Origin of the sequence: Chlorogloeopsis sp. ULAP01 (assembly GCF_030381805.1) — a bacterium.
GTDB lineage: Bacteria > Cyanobacteriota > Cyanobacteriia > Cyanobacteriales > Nostocaceae > Chlorogloeopsis.
Map to the genome: position 1 here is coordinate 120044 of NZ_JAUDRH010000014.1, position 17064 is coordinate 137107.

Consider the following 17064-nt stretch of genomic DNA (forward strand, 5'->3'; position numbering starts at 1 on the left):
CTAATTTTATGTTTTACTAATAATTAGTATATCTAAATGAATAAATATGCGATCGCCCCAAAACTAATCTGTCTGGGTAAGATGGCTGTCAATGTTTCTGGGCATAGTTTAAGCAGTATGGCGTGTAATCCTATATCAAAGACCGGAGACACACTATGACAAATGATGTGATTCAACAACAAATTGAATACTATCGCGCTAGAGCTAACGAATATGATCGGTGGTTCTATCGAATTGGTCGTTACGATCGTGGTGAGGAACTCAATAGGCGCTGGTTTGATGAAGTAGCAATCCTTAAAAGCGCCTTACATCAAATTAAACCCGTCGAACATATCTTAGAACTTGCTTGTGGAACAGGGATCTGGACACAAGAACTTTTACAAATTGGTCAGCAAATTACCGCGATTGATGCTGCTTCTGAAGTCATTGAGATTAACCGACAGAAACTTCAATCTCCCCAAGTCAAATATCAACAATGGGATTTATTTACTTGGGAGCCAGAACAGCAATATGATTTAGTGTTTTTTTCTTTCTGGCTTTCTCACGTTCCCCCGATGTTACTCAATTCGTTTCTCCAGAAAGTCTATCGTTCGGTTCGCATTGGAGGGCAGATATTCATTATTGATTCTCGTTTTGAACCAACTTCTACTGCAAAAGACCATGTTCTGAAAAACGACGGAAGTATTTACAAGCTGCGTAAATTAAATGATGGTCAGGAATTTCAGATTGTCAAGCTTTTCTATAAACCAGATGAATTGAAGAAAGAATTGGCGATCGCTCAGTTCAAAACCGAAGTGAAGGTGACAGAGAACTATTTTATTTATGCTCGTGGCAAGAAGGTTACAACTTAATTATTATCGTCTTTGCGATCGTTAACAAGAAGCTCTTGATGGTTGACAAGGTTTTCAGGCATGGTTTAAGCAGTATAGCTTGTAAGTTAAAGGAACTGCCGTGACACCAATTGGATTTTCCCTGGATGGAAAAATCGCCCTGGTGACTGGAGGAAACCGGGGACTAGGATTGGAAATTGCCAAGGCACTTGCCAATGCTGGGGCGTTTGTTCTTGTCAATGGACGAAATAAAGAAAGCTTAAAGCACACAGCTGCGACGATCGCCTCCCTTGGCGGATTAGCATCACCATTGCAGTTAGATATTACCGATGAAGCAGCCGTTCAAAAGGCCTTTATCGAAATCCAAGACCAGTACGGGCACTTAGATATCCTCGTCAATAATGTTGGTATGCGCGATCGCCGTGGACTATTTGAATTTGAACTGGATGCAGTACGTCGGCTCATAGAAGTTGATCTGATTGCTCCTTTTAATCTTTGCCGAGAAGCCGCACGACTGATGAGCCAGCAAGGCGAGGGAAGGATTATCAACATTACCTCGATAGCTGGCTCAATTGCAGGTGCTGGAGACATTGCTTATACTGCCGCCAAAGGAGGACTCGAAGCCCTGACTAGGGCACTTGCTGCTGAACTGGGATCGTTTGGAATCACTGTTAATGGGGTTGCCCCAGGCTTTTTCGCGACTGAATCCAATGCAGATGTAGTTGCGGATCGGGAAATCGCTGATTGGCTGCAAAAACGAACCTCCCTTGGTCGTTGGGGAGAACCCAACGAAATCGCTGGTGCTGTAGTTTTTTTTGCTTCAACCGCCGCTTCTTACATCACAGGTCAAGTTTTGGCTGTTGATGGTGGATACCTCACTCATTTTTGATTCAGGAGGCATCAGCAATTGACGATCTGGCTGAAAAAGAAGATTTATTTTTATTTACCCGCATTCAAGTCACGTAACTTTCGGCTCTTCTTTAGTGGACAAACGCTGTCCCTGTCGGGAACCTTCATGACTCAGGTAACGATTTCCTGGTTAGTTTATGGCTTGACTAATTCTGCCTGGTTGTTGGGTTTAACCGGGTTTCTGCAATTTGTACCAACATTATTTCTGGCTCCGTTTTCCGGCGTTTTATCCGATCACTGGAGTCGGCGAGATTTGCTGATGTTGGTGCAAGTATTGGGGATTATTGTCTCTTTTACCCTAACCACACTTACCTTTTTGGGGTTTGTCGATTTCCGATTGCTGATGTTTGTCAGTATTTTGGGAGGATTATTGAAGGGATTGGATATGCCAGTTCGGTATGCGATCGTGATTGAAACAGTGGACGATAGAGGCGATTTGGGCAATGCGATCGCTCTCTATTCTGCCATGCTCAGTAGTTCTTTGTTTATTGGCCCAGCGATCGGTGGTGTCTTGCTGGCAACTATTGGAGCCAAATATTGTTTTCTCTATGACAGTATTAGTTACGCGATCGCCCTGCTAACACTAGCAGCGATGAGATTGCAACCAACTCTCCAACCAGATACACCCCAAATCAACGACACGTGGCAGAAATTGCAAGAAGGATTTAGCTATGTCTACAGTACAGTACCAATTCGGACTATTTTATTGCTGTTGACATTGCATGGTTTAGTTGGCATTTCTCACATGGCACTACTTCCCATCTTTGCAGCTGATATTCTCAAAGGTGGCGGGGGGACAATGGGCTTGTTGAGTGCGGCCAATTCTGGAGGTTCAGTCATTGCCTGTGCCTATCTTAGCTTGCGTCGGCAAGTGTTGGGGTTAGAAAAGTTAATTGCCTTGTGTCCAGTCGCAATTGGTATGGGGTTAATTGCCTTTGGTTTGTCCAGAGAAATTTGGCTGTCGTTGCTGATGTTGGTAGTTGTGGGTGGTGGGGGAATGCTCCAGGTTGCTTGTAGTAACACAATTGTCCAAACCCTAGTAGCAGATGATAAGCGGGGCAGAGTCATGAGTCTCTATTCTCTGGCTGTGATTGGGACGCTACCCTTGGGTAACTTGCTCGCAGGCATTCTGGCACAGTACATCGGTGCGCCAAATACGGTGATGGGGTGTGGAATTGTTTGCCTTGGACAGGCGGTCTGGTTTTCCCGAAAGTTGCCCCTGTTGACAAGTTGGATTAAGCTCAAAACCAATTCCAGTGGCGAGTTATCCAACCCGGCAACACCTTGAATTGCCCAATCATGCTTGACTTATTTTTTCACAAGATGTAGTTTATCAATATTAGATTGAACATCGGTAAATCTATCAATTTTTTAGCACTTTGCAAGAACAATAAAATATTTCTATTAGCAATTAGTTCTTCTATTGAATAATTTTGAACTGATTTATATTGATTATTTTTGGATAAACTCAGTATTAATTTTTTCAGACTTACGTAAGTTTTGAGTAAAGTCGAATCTTGTTAATGAATTAATGAACTACAAAAGTTCAGTTGAAAGAGATAATCTTCCGAAGATTAGATATGGGAAACAATTTTATTTCCTAACACTAATATTCATTCAGGGAGTAGTGATCGCGCTCCTATTTATAATTCCCTCTGCCCTTGCCACCACTACTAATCCCTGTCCACCAGAAATGGCAATAATTCCAGCAGGCACATTCACGATGGGATCGGATCATTCTGGTTTGATAGAAGAACTCTCGGCTGAAGAGGTAACAGTTAGTTCTTTTTGTATTGATAAATATGAGGTGACAAATTCACAGTTCGTGGCATTTGTCAAAGCAACAGGATATGTAACAGTTGCAGAGCGACCTTTACCTAAAGAACAGTTTCCCGACTTGCCAGATGAGCAGAGATTACCGGGTTCCTTAGTGTTTGAAATGACAAAGCCAGGAGCAAAGTTGCTGAGTTGGTGGCATTGGACGACTGGAGCAAATTGGCAACATCCCTTTGGCTCTGAAAGTGCGATCGCGGGTAAAGATAACTATCCAGTTGTTCACATTGCCTACGAAGATGCAGTAGCCTACGCCCAATGGGCAGGAAAATCATTGCCTACAGAAGCCCAATGGGAATACGCCGCCCGTGGGGGGTTAGATGGTGCAACTTATGCTTGGGGCAATCAATACTCTGAGAAAAAAGCCAATACCTGGCAAGGAATTTTTCCCTTTTTCAACACCAAAAGTGATGGTTACGTAGGAATTGCCCCAGTTGGTTCCTTCCCACCTAATGCTTATGGTCTTTATGACATCACAGGCAATGTCTGGGAATGGACTTCTGATTGGTATAAGTCAGGACATAATGATAAAACCCACAGTGTCAATCCTACAGGCCCACAGCAAAGTTTTGATCCGAATAAACCTACCGAAAGCGCTTTACACGTAATTAAAGGAGGCTCTTATCTGTGTGCGCCCAACTATTGCAGTCGTTTCCGTCCAGCAGCACGAGAATCTCAAGCCCCCGATACTGGCACAACCCATATTGGATTTCGCTTAGTTAAGAACTTAACTACAGAAAGGATGAAGAATGAAGTCTGAATACAAGCTATCAAAAATAGCAAAGGCGATCGCCTTATCTTTGCTCATCACTTTGTTGATGGTAAATAGCCCCGTCCTAGCAGCCACATCAGAAGTTTTACCTGTTACCCCACCAGAGTTCAAGGGTAAAATCGGCATCACCTACAAAGAGTCACAGCCAGATTTTCCTCAACCAATTACCGCTCCAGCCAAAGCGCCCAACATCTTGCTAGTGCTATTAGATGATGTGGGCTTTGGACAAGCCAGTACTTTTGGCGGCCCGGTGGAAACTCCTAATTTGACTCGCCTAGCCGAAAGAGGACTACGCTACAACCAATTCCACACCACAGCCCTATGTTCACCTACCAGGGCAGCACTTTTAACTGGACGCAATCACCATTCAGTCAATACAGGGGTAGTTGAGGAATTAGCCACAGGTTATCCCGGCTACACAGCAATTTTGCCCAAAAGTGCTGCTACCATCGCCGAAGTGTTGCGGCAAAATGGTTATAACACGGCTGCATTTGGTAAATGGCACAACACCCCAGACTATGAAACTAGCGCTGCCGGGCCTTTTGATCGCTGGCCTACAGGATTGGGATTTGAGTACTTTTACGGTTTTCTTGGTGGTGATACTAACCAGTGGAGTCCTGCCCTGGTAGAAAATACCAAACGAGTAGAGAAACCAGCCAATCAGCCAGATTATCACCTCACTCCTGACTTAGTAGACCATGCGATCGCCTGGATTCGCAACCAACAATCCATTGCTCCAGACAAACCCTTTTTCACCTATCTGGCTACTGGAGCCACCCACGCACCCCACCACGCCCCCAAAACTTGGATTGACAAGTACAAAGGTAAGTTTGATCGAGGCTGGGATAAATTACGTGAAGAAATCTTTACTCGTCAGAAACAACTGGGTGTAATTCCTGCTAATGCCAAACTTACTCCCCGCCCCAAAGAACTGCCAGCTTGGGATTCCCTCTCAACAGAAGAAAAGAAACTCTCTGCTCACATGGCGGAGGTGTTTGCCGGATTTTTAGCTCATACAGATTATGAAATTGGCAGGTTGATTGATACAGTTGCTCAACTTGGTGAACTAGATAACACTTTAGTCATCTATATAGTCGGAGACAACGGTGCTAGTGCAGAAGGTGGTTTAACAGGTACGGTCAATGAATTGAAATTCTTCAATGGTGTACCCGAAAATCTATCACAACTGCTAGCTTCCTATGATGAATTGGGTAGCCCCAAGACATTCAACCATTTTCCTGCTGCTTGGGCATGGGCAGTTAATAGTCCCTTCCAATGGACAAAGCAAATCGCCTCTCACTTTGGTGGAACTCGTAATCCCTTAGTTATTTCTTGGGGTGAAGGTATTAAAGACCAAGGTGGAATCCGCAGCCAATTTCATCATGTCATTGATATTGTACCCACCATTTTAGAAGTGGCGGGAATTACTACCCCCAAAGAAGTGAATGGTGTCAAGCAAAAACCAATTGAAGGTACTAGCCTAGTTTATACCTTCGATCATCCTAATACTCCTTCCCATCGTCAAACTCAGTATTTCGAAATGCTAGGCAACCGAGCCATTTACGATCGAGGATGGGTGGCGGCGGCTCGTCATAGACGCTTACCTTGGGAACGGACAGTAAAAGCTGACTTCGATGCAGATCAGTGGGAACTGTATAACATTGCAGAAGATTTTAGCGAAGCGAACGACTTAGCAAAAGAGAATCCCGACAAGTTACAAAAACTGCAAAAGCTCTTTTTTAAAGAAGCCCGCAAGTACAATGTCTTACCATTGGACGATCGCGCTCTAGAACGGTTTGATGTCAAAACCCGCCCCAGTTTCACCGTCGGACGGACGACCTTTACCTACTATCCTGGTGCAGTTGGCATCCCAGAAGGTAGCGCCCCAAACCTGAAAAATAGATCCTTTAGCATCACAGCTAATGTAGAAATTCCGGAAAGGGGAGCTGAGGGTGTTCTCTTAACTCAAGGCGGACGCTTTGCTGGTTGGAGTTTTTTCCTTGAGGATGGTAAGCCCACTTATGCCTACAACTATGCTAATGCTGCTCACTACATTATTCAATCCCCCGAAAAACTGCCCATCGGTAAATCTACACTCCGGTTCAACTTTGATTATGATGGCGGCGCTATTGGTGCAGGCGGAACCGGGAAACTATTCATCAACAATCAACAGGTAGCCGAAGGACGCGTTGAAAAAACCATCGCTTACCGTCTAGCCCTAGACGAAACTTTTGATATCGGTAGAGATACAGGTACTCCCGTTGTGGATTCCTACCAAGTACCCTTTGTCTTCACCGGCAACTTACAGCAAGTCACCCTTGAGTTGAAGTAGTAGAAATTGGGGAGATGAGGGAGAACAAGCAGGGAGAACAGTTTCCAGTCCCCACAGTCCCCAATCCCCAATCCCCATCGCCCCTAATCCCCTCAGCAATCATGAATGAAATCTTAGCAGTAACTGATAAACTTGCACTCTTCACCTTTATTGTGTTCACCATGTTGGGTGCAGGTTTAGGTCTGACTATACAACAGATTTGGGAACCACTCCGCAACCCCCGTCTAGTCATATTATCTCTGCTGACAAATTTTGTACTAGTGCCGCTGTTTGTATATTTGCTGTTGCAAGTAGTACATCTAAGTGAACCACTAAGAGATGGCTTGCTGATTATGGCGGTAGCGTCAGGGCCTCCAGCATTACCTAAACTAGCTCACATAGTCAAAGGAAATATAGCTTTTTCTGTGGGATTAATGATGTTACTAATGCTAGGCACAATCTTCTATATGCCGATTGTACTGCCCTTAGTTGTGCAAGGGGTACAAATCAACTCCTGGGAAATTGCTGAACCTTTATTGTTGATGATGGTTAGCCCGTTGTTGATTGGGTTATTTATCAAAGCCAAATTTGCTGCGATCGCTCCCACTCTTCAGCCGATTTTATTCAAAATATCTAATGCTGGATTACTTTTAGGTCTAGTAATTAGACTAGTAATTCATACTAACGATATCATCGGCTTATTAAAAACAGGTACAATCTTTGTCTGTGCAGTATTTATTCTCTTCTCCTTTAGCATAGGTTATCTTTTAGGCGGGCCTGGTATCGATACCCAACGAGTGCTAGGAGTTGGAACGGCTCAACGCAATTTTGCCGCAGCATTATTAGTGGGTACGAGCAATTTTGACGATCCAAGCGTGGTGAGTATCATCATGGTGACAAGTATATTAATGATGGTGATAGTTCTCACTGCTGGGCCAAAATTCACAGTCATTGAGGAAGGAAAGGTTCTAGAAGTAGAACAGACACAACTTTCATAAAACCTTATGTTTAGAACCTAGTAGCTTCCCCACTCCCTGTGTTTCTTAGGAAAATTGACTTTAGTCTAACAGTAAAGGCGAAGTATTACCCCATTGCTCGGTAAAGACAAATTCCTTTAAGGGTTTGCGAATACGGGGTGCCAGTTCACGATCGCGTAGCCCATCAGAAAGGCTCTGTGGATCGCCAGCATAACCGATTGCGATCGCAGTTGCAGGCTCATAACCATCTGGAATCTGGTATTGTTTTCTGGCACTATCTACATCAAATCCTGCCATCTGATGCACAGATAAACCCAAAGCAGTTGCTTGAAGTACCAAATTTTCGATTGCCAATCCGACATCATGAAATGCATGTCGATTGGTTTTTCCATCATTGGTGAGTGTTTGAGCAACAGCAATGATGAGTACGGGAGCATTTTTTGCCCACCCTTGATTGAACTCTACCAAAGTACTAAGTAAACGGTTATATTCCGTCGGCTCATCTTTGGTGGCAACGATAAAACTCCAAGGCTGATAGTTGTAGGAAGAAGGTGCCCAACGAGCCGCTTCTAGCACAGAGAGGAGTTTATCTTGCTCAACAGGGCGATCGGCAAAAGCTCTGGGACTCCAACGACTACGAATCAATTCATGAATAGGGTATTGTGTTTGAGCAAGTTTATTTGCCATATTTAGGGATTTCCTTGTTGATAGAGTATTTATCTAGATGTGCAGGCGTGACATATTTATGACTGCAATACTGATTGCTATGTTGATAGCGGTTGCAAACGCCTTGTAAAAGTCAACAAGACTATATTTTTGAACAATAAATCTAAATAATACGATAAATTGATAGATAATTAGTAGTTAGCTTATAGTACTGCATGAATGAGAGGTCAATCAAGTGTTAGCCATTGACCAAAGCAAGGGTAAAGGATATGGAAGTAGGTTTTAGGCTAATCACAGATTGCTTCTAAGAAGTAAATCTTCAATTTCAAAGCTAAACAAGTGTCTAAGAGAAATTGAGCAAATGTCAACAACAGCATTAATTGTCGGCGCAGGAAGCGGACTCAGCGCATCCCTCGCCCGTTTGTTTGCAAAGGAAGGTTTCACTGTTGCACTAGCAGCACGACAAATAGATAAACTTAAAGGTTTATCTGATGAGATTGAAGCCGTCAGTTTTACTGCTGATGCATCTAAACCAGATGACGTGAACCAGTTATTCCATAATGTCGAACACAAACTAGGAGCGCCAACGGTAGTTGTATATAATCCTAGCTGGCGGGTACGAGGTTCACTAGTCGAACTTGACCCTGCCGATGTTGCCAAAACATTAGAAATCACGGCTTATGGTGGCTTTTTGGTAGCACAAGCAGCTGCGAAACGTCAGTTGACTGTAGGTGAAGGCGCTATTTTTTTTACAGGTGCTTCTGCAAGTGTTAAAGGTTATCCTCAGTCTGCACCGTTTGCGATGAGTAAATTTGCCTTACGAGGTTTGGCTCAAAGCATTGCTCGTGAACTGGCTCCTAAGAATATCCATGTAGCGCATTTCGTAATTGACGGGGCAATTCGTTCTGCTACCCGGATAGAGCCAGACGAGCAGCCAGATAGCTTACTTGATCCAGATGCGATTGCTCAAACCTACCTTAACATTCTCCGCCAACCTCGCAGTGCTTGGACATGGGAAGTTGAATTGCGACCTTGGGTAGAAAAATTTTAATTTTAAAAGATATCTTTGTTTATCTATAGGAATCCAGTTTAATTTCTGAAAAAAAGTTAAGTATTTATAGGGGAGACAGTTTGCGATGTAGATTTTCTTCCCGCAAAACTGCCGTTGTGTTATGACTTTAGTCTAATGCACCAAACCCTTGAAAACTAATTGGATAATGCTGCCAAAAAACTCTTGTAGTCATTATAGTTAGGAAAAACATAAGTTGCTCCTTCTTTGTATAAGGCTTGGGCTTCATTACCAGAAGCAATACCAATAAATGAATATCCTAATTTCTTAGCAGAACGAATGTCCCAAATACCATCGCCGACGTAAACAACATTAGGAAACAACTGACCATAATACTTTTCTGCTCTATAATGTGCAATCGTCATGATTCCTTCACGGGAATCGTCGTCATCAGAGAAAGCATGGGGAATATTTTCAATAAGAAGATTAGCAGACTTGAGCTTGAATATCGCTGATGCAGCCCAACCTCCTCCAGCATAGACTAACTCATGCTCAGGAGATACAAGTAGCCTTTTCAATATCTCAAATGCACCTGGTATCGCTTTAATCCCATCGCGTGCTTTTGCACCATCAATTAACAATTCTAAAAAACGTTTTTGAAATGTCTCAACTTCTATAGATGAAGGAAAGCGACCAAGTTGACTTTGACAAACTTCCTTTAATATACAAATATCAGTTACATGAGTATATGATGTCCAATCATTTGAGATTTGTGAAAAGCCGAATACTTCATGCAATGCACGTAAATATGATTCATCATCTAAGTTATTCGATTCAGTGAGAGTGCCATCAATGTCAAACATCACTAATTTCATTTTTGCCTAGTCTAAATATACATAGCAAAGTAATCATTATAAATTTCTGTATTAGTCATGACAGTGCGTTCTATTTGTTTTTGTTCTTCATCTGTTGCTGGACTTGTAGCCTGATCTAAACTTTCTTGAGGAATAAAATCACCACAGTATTCATTCGCCGGTACAGCAGCATTCATCTTTTGGGGATAGCTCAATTTGAGATTATTCATGATGGTAATGAATTGACTGCGGCTGCGATACTCGTTCCGAGTCGCTCCGCGATCGCTAAATCTTGGATTGAGGCGCTTTTCTTCGCCAATGGTGGAAACTGTACGTCCTTTGTAGTCATGGGCGGGATACACCAAGGTATCGTCTAGCAAGGTGAACAAGCGTTGCGTTACTACATCGTATAGAGTTCCAGGATCGCCTCCCTGAAAATCTGTGCGTCCACAACCACGAATAAATAAGGCATCCCCAGTTAACAGATGGGTTTTGTTCACTAAATATGCTATGTGACTGGCGGTGTGGCCGGGTGTGAAAATTGCTTCGATGATTACAGATCCCACTTCGAGGATTTCCCCACCGACAAGGGAGCGATCGGCTTTCGTGACAGCAGTGTTCTGGGGAACAATCACCTGACAGCCTGTTTTTTGCCTGAGTTTGCCTGCCCCTGTGATGTGATCGGCATGAAGGTGAGTTTCCAGACAGTAGCGTAGCTTTAATCCCAGGTCATCTAATGATTGCAAATCGCGGTCTACTTGCTCTAATACAGGATCGACTAGAACCGCATCTCCTGTCTTTCCATCGGCAATCAGGTAAGTGTAGCTACTGCTTTCAGGGTCAAAAAATTGACGAAATAGTAAGGTTGACTGGAGTATCTCTGAAGTGCGATCGCCTGTTTCCTGATTTAACAAAGGCATAGTCGGAATTGGACGTACACGCACTGGCAGTGACTGCAACAAAGTCTTGGATAATTCCTGTGCTTGTAGCCGTAATTCTGGAACAGCAATAGTTTCCCACAAGTCACCTTTACGCGGAGTTCCCAAGGTATAAAGCAGCGTTGAAACTTGACCGTCTGCTGCATATATAGCACCGCGGGCATCTGTATCTAGTCCTAAGCCGATCGCATTGGGGCGAATTAATCCCTGCGATCGCAAATTGGCAATCAGGGGATGAGGTGATCGGCGATAATCTGCTGCTACACCTGTACAGTTCACTATCCGGCGGACATGCAAGATAGTATTAGCCTGGGTTTTGCGCTGGTACACAGTCACTGCCACACCGTCAGGCAAAGCTTGATATTCCCGAATTCGCCCGGCAGAAATGATGAGTTGCCCAGAGTCCAGCATTTGGGTGACTACATCTGCTACTTGTTGGGCAATGCGGTGACGATGCATATCCCAATAGGGTGTCACATGACGTAAAAAACGCTGCTGTTCCACAGTCGGTAGTTTTTGCCAGATTTGCTTAGTGATAGGACGCAGAGAATCAATTACCGCTCGCCAGTCGTAGCCTTGGGCAGCTGCAACTTCCACTTCAGTACGTAGCCGACGCAACCATTCGCGCACTGTTTTTGGTGAGGTTTCTGGAGTCAAGAAGCTGGGATAAGGTTGAGCCGCTTGATGTTTTTGGGGGAACAACCCTCGTCGAGATACGGCATAAATTTTGCCTCGATGTTGGTGATCGTGGAGAGATAAAACCATATCTACCATCGTCAGTCCCGTACCAATTAGCAACACAGGTGCATCAGCATCAAGATCTGCTAGGGCATCGGCTGACCAAGCATTGCGTAGATAAGTTTCATTATTACTGTCTGTATTGGGAATTGCGGGAGGTGTACAGGGTGAGTTTCCCAATGCCAACACGACTCTGTCTGCGGCAAAACAGCGACCACTACGCAGAGAGATCATCGTGCCTTTTCCTTCAGGCTGTATCCCTACCACTTCATCGGTTAAGCGTTCTAGTCGGACATCACTAGGTGCTGTTGCTTCTGCTTCTGCCAAAACCGATTGAATGTATAAACCATAGACCTTACGAGGTATGAACGTACTAGCATTGACTTCTTCCGGAAAAAATGCTGCTAACTCATCGCGGTTATACTGAAGCCAACGCAGCAGATGTCCCGGATCGCGAGCAAATGCACTCATATTGCCTGCCGATACATTCAGCAAATGACAGTTAGTATCTGTGCTGTAGGCAATTCCCTTACCAATTTGCTGACTGCGCTCAATCAGCTTGATGGTGAGGGGTTGGCTTGCAGTTTTCAATAGGTGGGTAGCGACTAGAGAACCACTAAAGCCTCCGCCAACAATAGCGATCGTGGTTGGAGTATGGGCAGTCAAAAAACTAGGGTTCATGGCGGTCTTAGTTAGAATCAATAGTTACGCCTATTTCATAAAGTCTATCTACCGGGACTAAACGTATTTCCAACCCAGCTAAAAGAATTAAGACTTTATTTTATATAAATTCCTATAATACCCTGCTTTCAGGCATTAAATACATTTAATTGATAAATTAACCGTAGTTTTGGATTGCACAGTAATAGTTCCTTTTTTCCGGTTTACTTCCTTGTTTAATCGGAGCTAACCGAGGCAGTGAGCGATCGCATCCCTGAAAAATTGATCCGTTGGTGTGAGATTCATAATTAATTTGTTCGTCTCCTTGTACTCATATGCAGTTACAGCCAAGATTCTAGGGAAAAAGAATGAGCTTGCTGAATTCTGATAAAATCACTGTCAGCAGATACAAGGATCAGATTATGCTGGACTACTGTTGCTGCAATCCAAAGGTCATGGTCATCAAATCCTAAATCTCTAACACTTGTACTTCGACGTTTACTTTTTTCCTTGGGTGCAAACTTATTAAAAACAGATGTTTTGAGTTGACTGTAAAGAATAGCCGTTTCTTCATCAATGAAGTATAAATCCACACTGGCCAAGAAATTTTCGACTGCTACAAGATTTTGAGCTTTGCGTTCGGATTTTTCTGTCATGTACAGCAGTTCACCATACGTAATGATGCTAATGCCGATTTCATTGGCAGAGCGTGAACGTAATGCGGTAATAACGCTAGGAGTATTATTGATGATGTAGCTGCAATGGTTAGTATCTAAAAGTACATGGAATTAGGATATTAAAATTGAGCTTTGGAGCGGGTTTCACGAACAAATTGGAGACACTCTTCTAAATCGTTGCCTTGCCATGTTCCTGCGAACTTCAACAAATCTACGGCTTTACTTCCTCGTTTAATCGGAGCTAACCGACGAAGTGAGCGATCGCTACTACTCCCTTTGTTTTGAAGAGAATCTAGAAATTCACTAACCAAGGTAAGCTGATCGGGTGGTAGTTGAGCTAGTTGCTGTTCAATCTTCTGGCGCAGTTCTGGATATGTCATTAGCACCTCACTACCTTGATAGTTTCGACTTCTTAATTTTACAATCCTAGAGTTATTAAAGCGATCGTCAAGATGAATTTAATACTTGTATTTAACGCAACTGCATCCTCAGAAATTGATTGATTCGTCAGCGCGATCGCTTAGGCAAAATTCACAATATTGCCGTTAATTCGTAGAATTTATTGTTGTATCTAGAACGATTAACTATCAGAACTTATGTATCAGTAACGGAAGAATTAACCGCAGAGACGCAGAGAACACGGAGAAAAGAGGGTTTTAGAGGAATTTTGCGTAAGTCCTAACTATGTTGTAATTACTTCCAAACTTCGATTCCTCACCTAAAGCATTTTATGCTACATGCCTGTTCTCTAGTTACCAACAAAAACTAGTTAAGAAATAAGACTTGATCTAGGATGAACTTCTATGCTAACCTACCTCTATCTATAAACTACAGTTAATCGATAAATTAACCGTAGTTTATAAATACACATTGTGCATAAAACGGGAATTACCCCCTATGCCAAAGGATTGGTATGAATGGCACGACCTCTACAACACTGAGCCAAAATTGCAACAGCGTCTAGAAATCGTGCGGGAATATATTGCTTATAGCTTGAATGAGTCCCCAGCTGGAGCTATCCGGATAGTAAGTGTTTGCGCGGGTGATGGGCGAGATTTACTAGGAACCTTAGAAAATCACCCTCGTACAAAAGATGTCTATGCACGATTAGTTGAGCTAAACTCAAATCTTGTTGAACGTGGACGAGTAACTATAGAATATCTGGGTTTGGCAAACCAAATTGAGTTTATCAATGGTGATGCAACGATCGCCGCTAACTATATAGGGGCAGTACCAGCAGATATTGTGATTGTCTGTGGTGTCTTTGGCAATCTCGCTGATGAAGCTGAACTCCGTCGCTTGCTGGAGAACCTAAGTTTTCTGAGTAAACAAGGAACTTTTATTATTTGGACTCGCGGACATTCTAATGGTATTCCCTACTCCGAGAGTGTGCGTAAAGTTTTGCATGAATCTGGATTTGAGGAAGTGAATTTTAAACTCACTTCTACAGGAGATATGGGTGTAGGTATTCATCGTTATAGGAATGAAAATTCACCTGCACCCAAGGAGCAACAGTTATTCGTGTTTTCCGGGATTCCAATTAATGCGAGGTAAAAATGTCTATTCAAGGCACACTATCTAGTTGGGAAGAACTGTTAGATACGGCTCGAAAAAATACTTCTGCGCGTAGGGTGCGGAGATTGGGGCAATCTCCTTCTACTGCACCAATCCCCAGCAGTCTCCATAAACTTCCCCCAAATACAGCGCCCCCAGTTCTTCTGTACCGAGATACTAACTCTTGGTGTCCTTTCTGCGAGCGAGTTTGGTTTGCTCTAGAAGAAAAAGAGATTCCATTTGAGACAGAGTTTATCGATTTGAGTAACAAGCCTAAATGGTATACCGATTTAGTTCCCACAACCCTTGTTCCGGCTGCAAAAATTGAGGGGAAGTTGGTGTACGAATCTAAAGATATTCTCTTGGCTTTAGAAGAAAGATTTACTACTCCTTCACTACTTCCTGAAAATTCAGAGGAAAACGCTGTTGCCAGACAATGGGTTGAAGAGGCAGAAACTAACGGTTTTAGGGATATTGCCTACAAATTTTTAAGAGAAATACCCACAGATGCTCATGAATTGGCAAATTTACAAGCAGCATTTGAAACTAAACTAGATGAGCTAGAGCAAGCTTTAAGTAAATATCCTGGGTCTTATTTTCTCTCAAGTTTTAGTCTTGTAGATATCATGTATAGCCCCCATCTAGATAGATTGGCAGCTAATTTACCTGTATACCGGGGATATCACATCAAGGGAAATCCACGCTTCTCTCGCATCAATGCTTGGTTTGAAGCGCTTAATCAACGTCCTACCTATCATAGAGTCAAATCGGATCATATCACCAACAATTTACTCCTACGTCGTAGATGGGGTGTGGAACCAATTGGTAATTCTTTGCCCCTCGATCCAGTAGATAGCGAGAAAATTCAATTTAGAGCGGAAGCAGCTGAGAGACTGAGCGATAATCGAGAAGTTGCGATCGCAGATATTCTCAAAAATTCTGGAGTGCAAGCTTTGGCAGTAGATGGCAACATTTCAGCAGTTCAAGAAGCTGTTGAGTTTCATCTGAGGCTACTGGCAGATTATCTTATTAATGGCAATGGCGCAGCTTTACCAGGTGGACGAACAGGTGGTAAGGATAGTCTCGATCCAACCGTCGCTGCTGTGGGAGCAATTACGCTTGCCTATGTGAGAAATCGCATCTGTGCGCCACGGGATATGAGTGCTGGTGCTGCAACTGCATTCCGAGTGGCAGCAGATAAGGTGTTGGCATCTGTTTATTAGCGATCGCCCCTTTTGGCTTTGTCAAGTTGCTCTCACCTGTCGTAGAAACTCGATATTTAACTCTAGCTTCTTTCCTAGCCAAAGAGAATGGTCTGTATGATCTGCTACATCATCACCAGTTGTCGGGTGGATAAGAATATCTAATCCCTCACGATTGAGCATTAACCAAGGAACAACCTTACCAAACTGCTCTGGAGAAAATGCAACTTGATACATTGCTTTTGGATGGGGACCGATGGGCTGTTCATGCCAGCGTCCAAGTTGTACATTAAAATCAGCGCCTAATCCTTCGCGTATATGTGCAGCCGCCTCACGAGTTGTAGTATCGAAGTAAATATGGGCGTGAAAACCAGTGATTTTAACAGTGTCATCTTGCATCACTTATAACTCCACTTAATATCAGTTTTGGATTAGGAATACTTGCATTTTAAGTAAGATTTCGAGCCTACCATGTAAGCATAGAAGGAGAATTCTTGTGTTCAAATTTTATCAAGTGCGATCGCAAGAAGACGGGTGCGTTGCACCATCACTTCACAAACGCTTGCCCATACTAACAACATCATCAATTTTGAAACCAAGGCACTCGTAAAACTTAATAACACTAGTATTAAACGTACGTATCTGTAAGTTAATTTTTGGGCAATTCATTGCCTTTAATTTGGTGATTACTTGCTCAACCATATATTGACCGATTCCTTGACGTTGATATTCTGGAGCTATGGCTAAGTAGTTAAGCCAACCACGATGACCTTCATATCCTGCCATAATGGTAGCAATAACTTGAGTTTCAACCAGACCAATGAGGAACAATTCTGGTTGTACCTGCAATTTGAGCCAAATATCCTTTCTAGGGTGATTCCAAGGTACTACTAATCCGCAGTTGTGCCACAACTCAATCACTTGTTCTTCATCTTGCTCTTGATATGGTCTAACTACTATGTTGATATTTTTCATTATTACAATTGGGCTATCTTTTTAAATCAAACTACTTGCTTTGCTTATACAACTTATGTAATACTCTAATTAATTTATTACTAAAAATTTATCAATTTAGTGTATATTTAAAATAAAGATATAAAAATAAAGAATGTGGGGATACTAATAGAACTTTTG

Annotated in this window: 15 protein-coding genes and 1 pseudogene; 9 read left to right on the top strand and 7 right to left on the bottom strand. The window is 42.9% G+C overall.

The window, feature by feature from the left end; genetic code table 11:
• The first annotated feature begins 155 nt into the window (after positions 1-155).
• The 6 genes from QUB80_RS25255 to QUB80_RS25280 all read left to right on the top strand — a co-directional run bounded on the left by QUB80_RS25255 (position 156) and on the right by QUB80_RS25280 (position 7653).
• Positions 156-851 carry a class I SAM-dependent methyltransferase gene (locus QUB80_RS25255; RefSeq protein WP_289792234.1) on the top strand — a complete coding sequence of 232 codons (696 nt, stop codon included), beginning with the start codon at positions 156-158 and terminating at the stop codon, positions 849-851.
• A gap of 100 nt (positions 852-951) precedes the next feature.
• The gene (locus tag QUB80_RS25260) at positions 952-1719 is read left to right on the top strand and encodes an SDR family oxidoreductase (protein ID WP_289792235.1); all 768 of its coding nucleotides are present in this window, start codon (positions 952-954) and stop codon (positions 1717-1719) included.
• 18 nt (positions 1720-1737) lie between these two features.
• Positions 1738-3027 carry an MFS transporter gene (locus QUB80_RS25265; RefSeq protein WP_289792236.1) on the top strand — a complete coding sequence of 430 codons (1290 nt, stop codon included), beginning with the start codon at positions 1738-1740 and terminating at the stop codon, positions 3025-3027.
• 339 nt (positions 3028-3366) lie between these two features.
• Positions 3367-4332 (top strand): formylglycine-generating enzyme family protein, encoded by a 966-nt coding sequence (locus QUB80_RS25270; protein ID WP_289792237.1) that lies wholly within the window; start codon positions 3367-3369, stop codon positions 4330-4332.
• Positions 4322-6676 carry an arylsulfatase gene (locus tag QUB80_RS25275; RefSeq protein ID WP_289792238.1) on the top strand — a complete coding sequence of 785 codons (2355 nt, stop codon included), beginning with the start codon at positions 4322-4324 and terminating at the stop codon, positions 6674-6676. The genes QUB80_RS25270 and QUB80_RS25275 overlap by 11 nt, the downstream gene beginning before the upstream one ends.
• A gap of 101 nt (positions 6677-6777) precedes the next feature.
• Entirely contained in the window at positions 6778-7653 is an 876-nt protein-coding gene (locus QUB80_RS25280) for a bile acid:sodium symporter family protein (protein WP_289792239.1), read from the top strand.
• Between the two features lie 60 nt (positions 7654-7713).
• Here the strand turns inward: QUB80_RS25280 and QUB80_RS25285 are convergent, their stop codons facing one another.
• On the bottom strand, positions 7714-8319 hold the full coding sequence (locus QUB80_RS25285; protein WP_289792240.1) for a nitroreductase family protein: 606 nt from the start codon (positions 8317-8319) through the stop codon (positions 7714-7716).
• A gap of 340 nt (positions 8320-8659) precedes the next feature.
• On the opposite strand from QUB80_RS25285, the gene QUB80_RS25290 reads away from it, so the two are divergent.
• On the top strand, positions 8660-9349 hold the full coding sequence (locus QUB80_RS25290; RefSeq protein WP_289792241.1) for an SDR family NAD(P)-dependent oxidoreductase: 690 nt from the start codon (positions 8660-8662) through the stop codon (positions 9347-9349).
• 155 nt (positions 9350-9504) lie between these two features.
• Here QUB80_RS25290 and QUB80_RS25295 read toward each other — a convergent pair whose 3' ends face one another.
• The 4 genes and pseudogenes from QUB80_RS25295 to QUB80_RS25310 form a co-directional block, all read right to left on the bottom strand.
• Positions 9505-10182 carry an HAD family hydrolase gene (locus tag QUB80_RS25295; protein WP_289792242.1) on the bottom strand — a complete coding sequence of 226 codons (678 nt, stop codon included), beginning with the start codon at positions 10180-10182 and terminating at the stop codon, positions 9505-9507.
• A gap of 11 nt (positions 10183-10193) precedes the next feature.
• On the bottom strand, positions 10194-12518 hold the full coding sequence (locus QUB80_RS25300) for an FAD/NAD(P)-binding protein (protein WP_289792243.1): 2325 nt from the start codon (positions 12516-12518) through the stop codon (positions 10194-10196).
• 320 nt (positions 12519-12838) lie between these two features.
• Positions 12839-13267 (bottom strand): annotated as a pseudogene (locus QUB80_RS25305) (type II toxin-antitoxin system VapC family toxin); the annotation flags it as partial.
• 26 nt (positions 13268-13293) lie between these two features.
• The gene (locus QUB80_RS25310) at positions 13294-13554 is read right to left on the bottom strand and encodes a hypothetical protein (protein ID WP_289792244.1); all 261 of its coding nucleotides are present in this window, start codon (positions 13552-13554) and stop codon (positions 13294-13296) included.
• A 517-nt stretch (positions 13555-14071) separates the two neighbouring features.
• Between QUB80_RS25310 and QUB80_RS25315 the strand changes: the two genes are divergently transcribed.
• Both QUB80_RS25315 and QUB80_RS25320 read left to right on the top strand, forming a co-directional pair.
• Positions 14072-14728: a class I SAM-dependent methyltransferase family protein gene (locus QUB80_RS25315; RefSeq protein WP_289792245.1), complete on the top strand. Its 657-nt coding sequence runs from the start codon at positions 14072-14074 to the stop codon at positions 14726-14728.
• Positions 14729-14730: 2 nt separating this feature from the next.
• Positions 14731-15951: a glutathione S-transferase family protein gene (locus QUB80_RS25320; RefSeq protein ID WP_289792246.1), complete on the top strand. Its 1221-nt coding sequence runs from the start codon at positions 14731-14733 to the stop codon at positions 15949-15951.
• A gap of 21 nt (positions 15952-15972) precedes the next feature.
• Here the strand turns inward: QUB80_RS25320 and QUB80_RS25325 are convergent, their stop codons facing one another.
• Both QUB80_RS25325 and QUB80_RS25330 read right to left on the bottom strand, forming a co-directional pair.
• Positions 15973-16329 carry a DOPA 4,5-dioxygenase family protein gene (locus tag QUB80_RS25325; protein WP_289792247.1) on the bottom strand — a complete coding sequence of 119 codons (357 nt, stop codon included), beginning with the start codon at positions 16327-16329 and terminating at the stop codon, positions 15973-15975.
• A gap of 153 nt (positions 16330-16482) precedes the next feature.
• On the bottom strand, positions 16483-16905 hold the full coding sequence (locus tag QUB80_RS25330; RefSeq protein WP_289792248.1) for a GNAT family acetyltransferase: 423 nt from the start codon (positions 16903-16905) through the stop codon (positions 16483-16485).
• Between the last annotated feature and the right edge of the window lie 159 nt (positions 16906-17064).

Excerpts from the sequence above, each read along its gene's own strand:
- QUB80_RS25330 (WP_289792248.1), bottom strand. The coding sequence starts at position 16,905 with ATGAAAAATATCAACATAGTAGTTAGACCATATCAAGAGCAAGATGAA.
- QUB80_RS25320 (WP_289792246.1), top strand. The coding sequence starts at position 14,731 with ATGTCTATTCAAGGCACACTATCTAGTTGGGAAGAACTGTTAGATACG.
- QUB80_RS25310 (WP_289792244.1), bottom strand. The coding sequence starts at position 13,554 with ATGACATATCCAGAACTGCGCCAGAAGATTGAACAGCAACTAGCTCAA.
- QUB80_RS25295 (WP_289792242.1), bottom strand. The coding sequence starts at position 10,182 with ATGAAATTAGTGATGTTTGACATTGATGGCACTCTCACTGAATCGAAT.
- QUB80_RS25325 (WP_289792247.1), bottom strand. The coding sequence starts at position 16,329 with ATGCAAGATGACACTGTTAAAATCACTGGTTTTCACGCCCATATTTAC.
- QUB80_RS25280 (WP_289792239.1), top strand. The coding sequence starts at position 6,778 with ATGAATGAAATCTTAGCAGTAACTGATAAACTTGCACTCTTCACCTTT.
- QUB80_RS25285 (WP_289792240.1), bottom strand. The coding sequence starts at position 8,319 with ATGGCAAATAAACTTGCTCAAACACAATACCCTATTCATGAATTGATT.
- QUB80_RS25290 (WP_289792241.1), top strand. The coding sequence starts at position 8,660 with ATGTCAACAACAGCATTAATTGTCGGCGCAGGAAGCGGACTCAGCGCA.
- QUB80_RS25275 (WP_289792238.1), top strand. The coding sequence starts at position 4,322 with ATGAAGTCTGAATACAAGCTATCAAAAATAGCAAAGGCGATCGCCTTA.
- QUB80_RS25255 (WP_289792234.1), top strand. The coding sequence starts at position 156 with ATGACAAATGATGTGATTCAACAACAAATTGAATACTATCGCGCTAGA.
- QUB80_RS25300 (WP_289792243.1), bottom strand. The coding sequence starts at position 12,518 with ATGAACCCTAGTTTTTTGACTGCCCATACTCCAACCACGATCGCTATT.
- QUB80_RS25315 (WP_289792245.1), top strand. The coding sequence starts at position 14,072 with ATGCCAAAGGATTGGTATGAATGGCACGACCTCTACAACACTGAGCCA.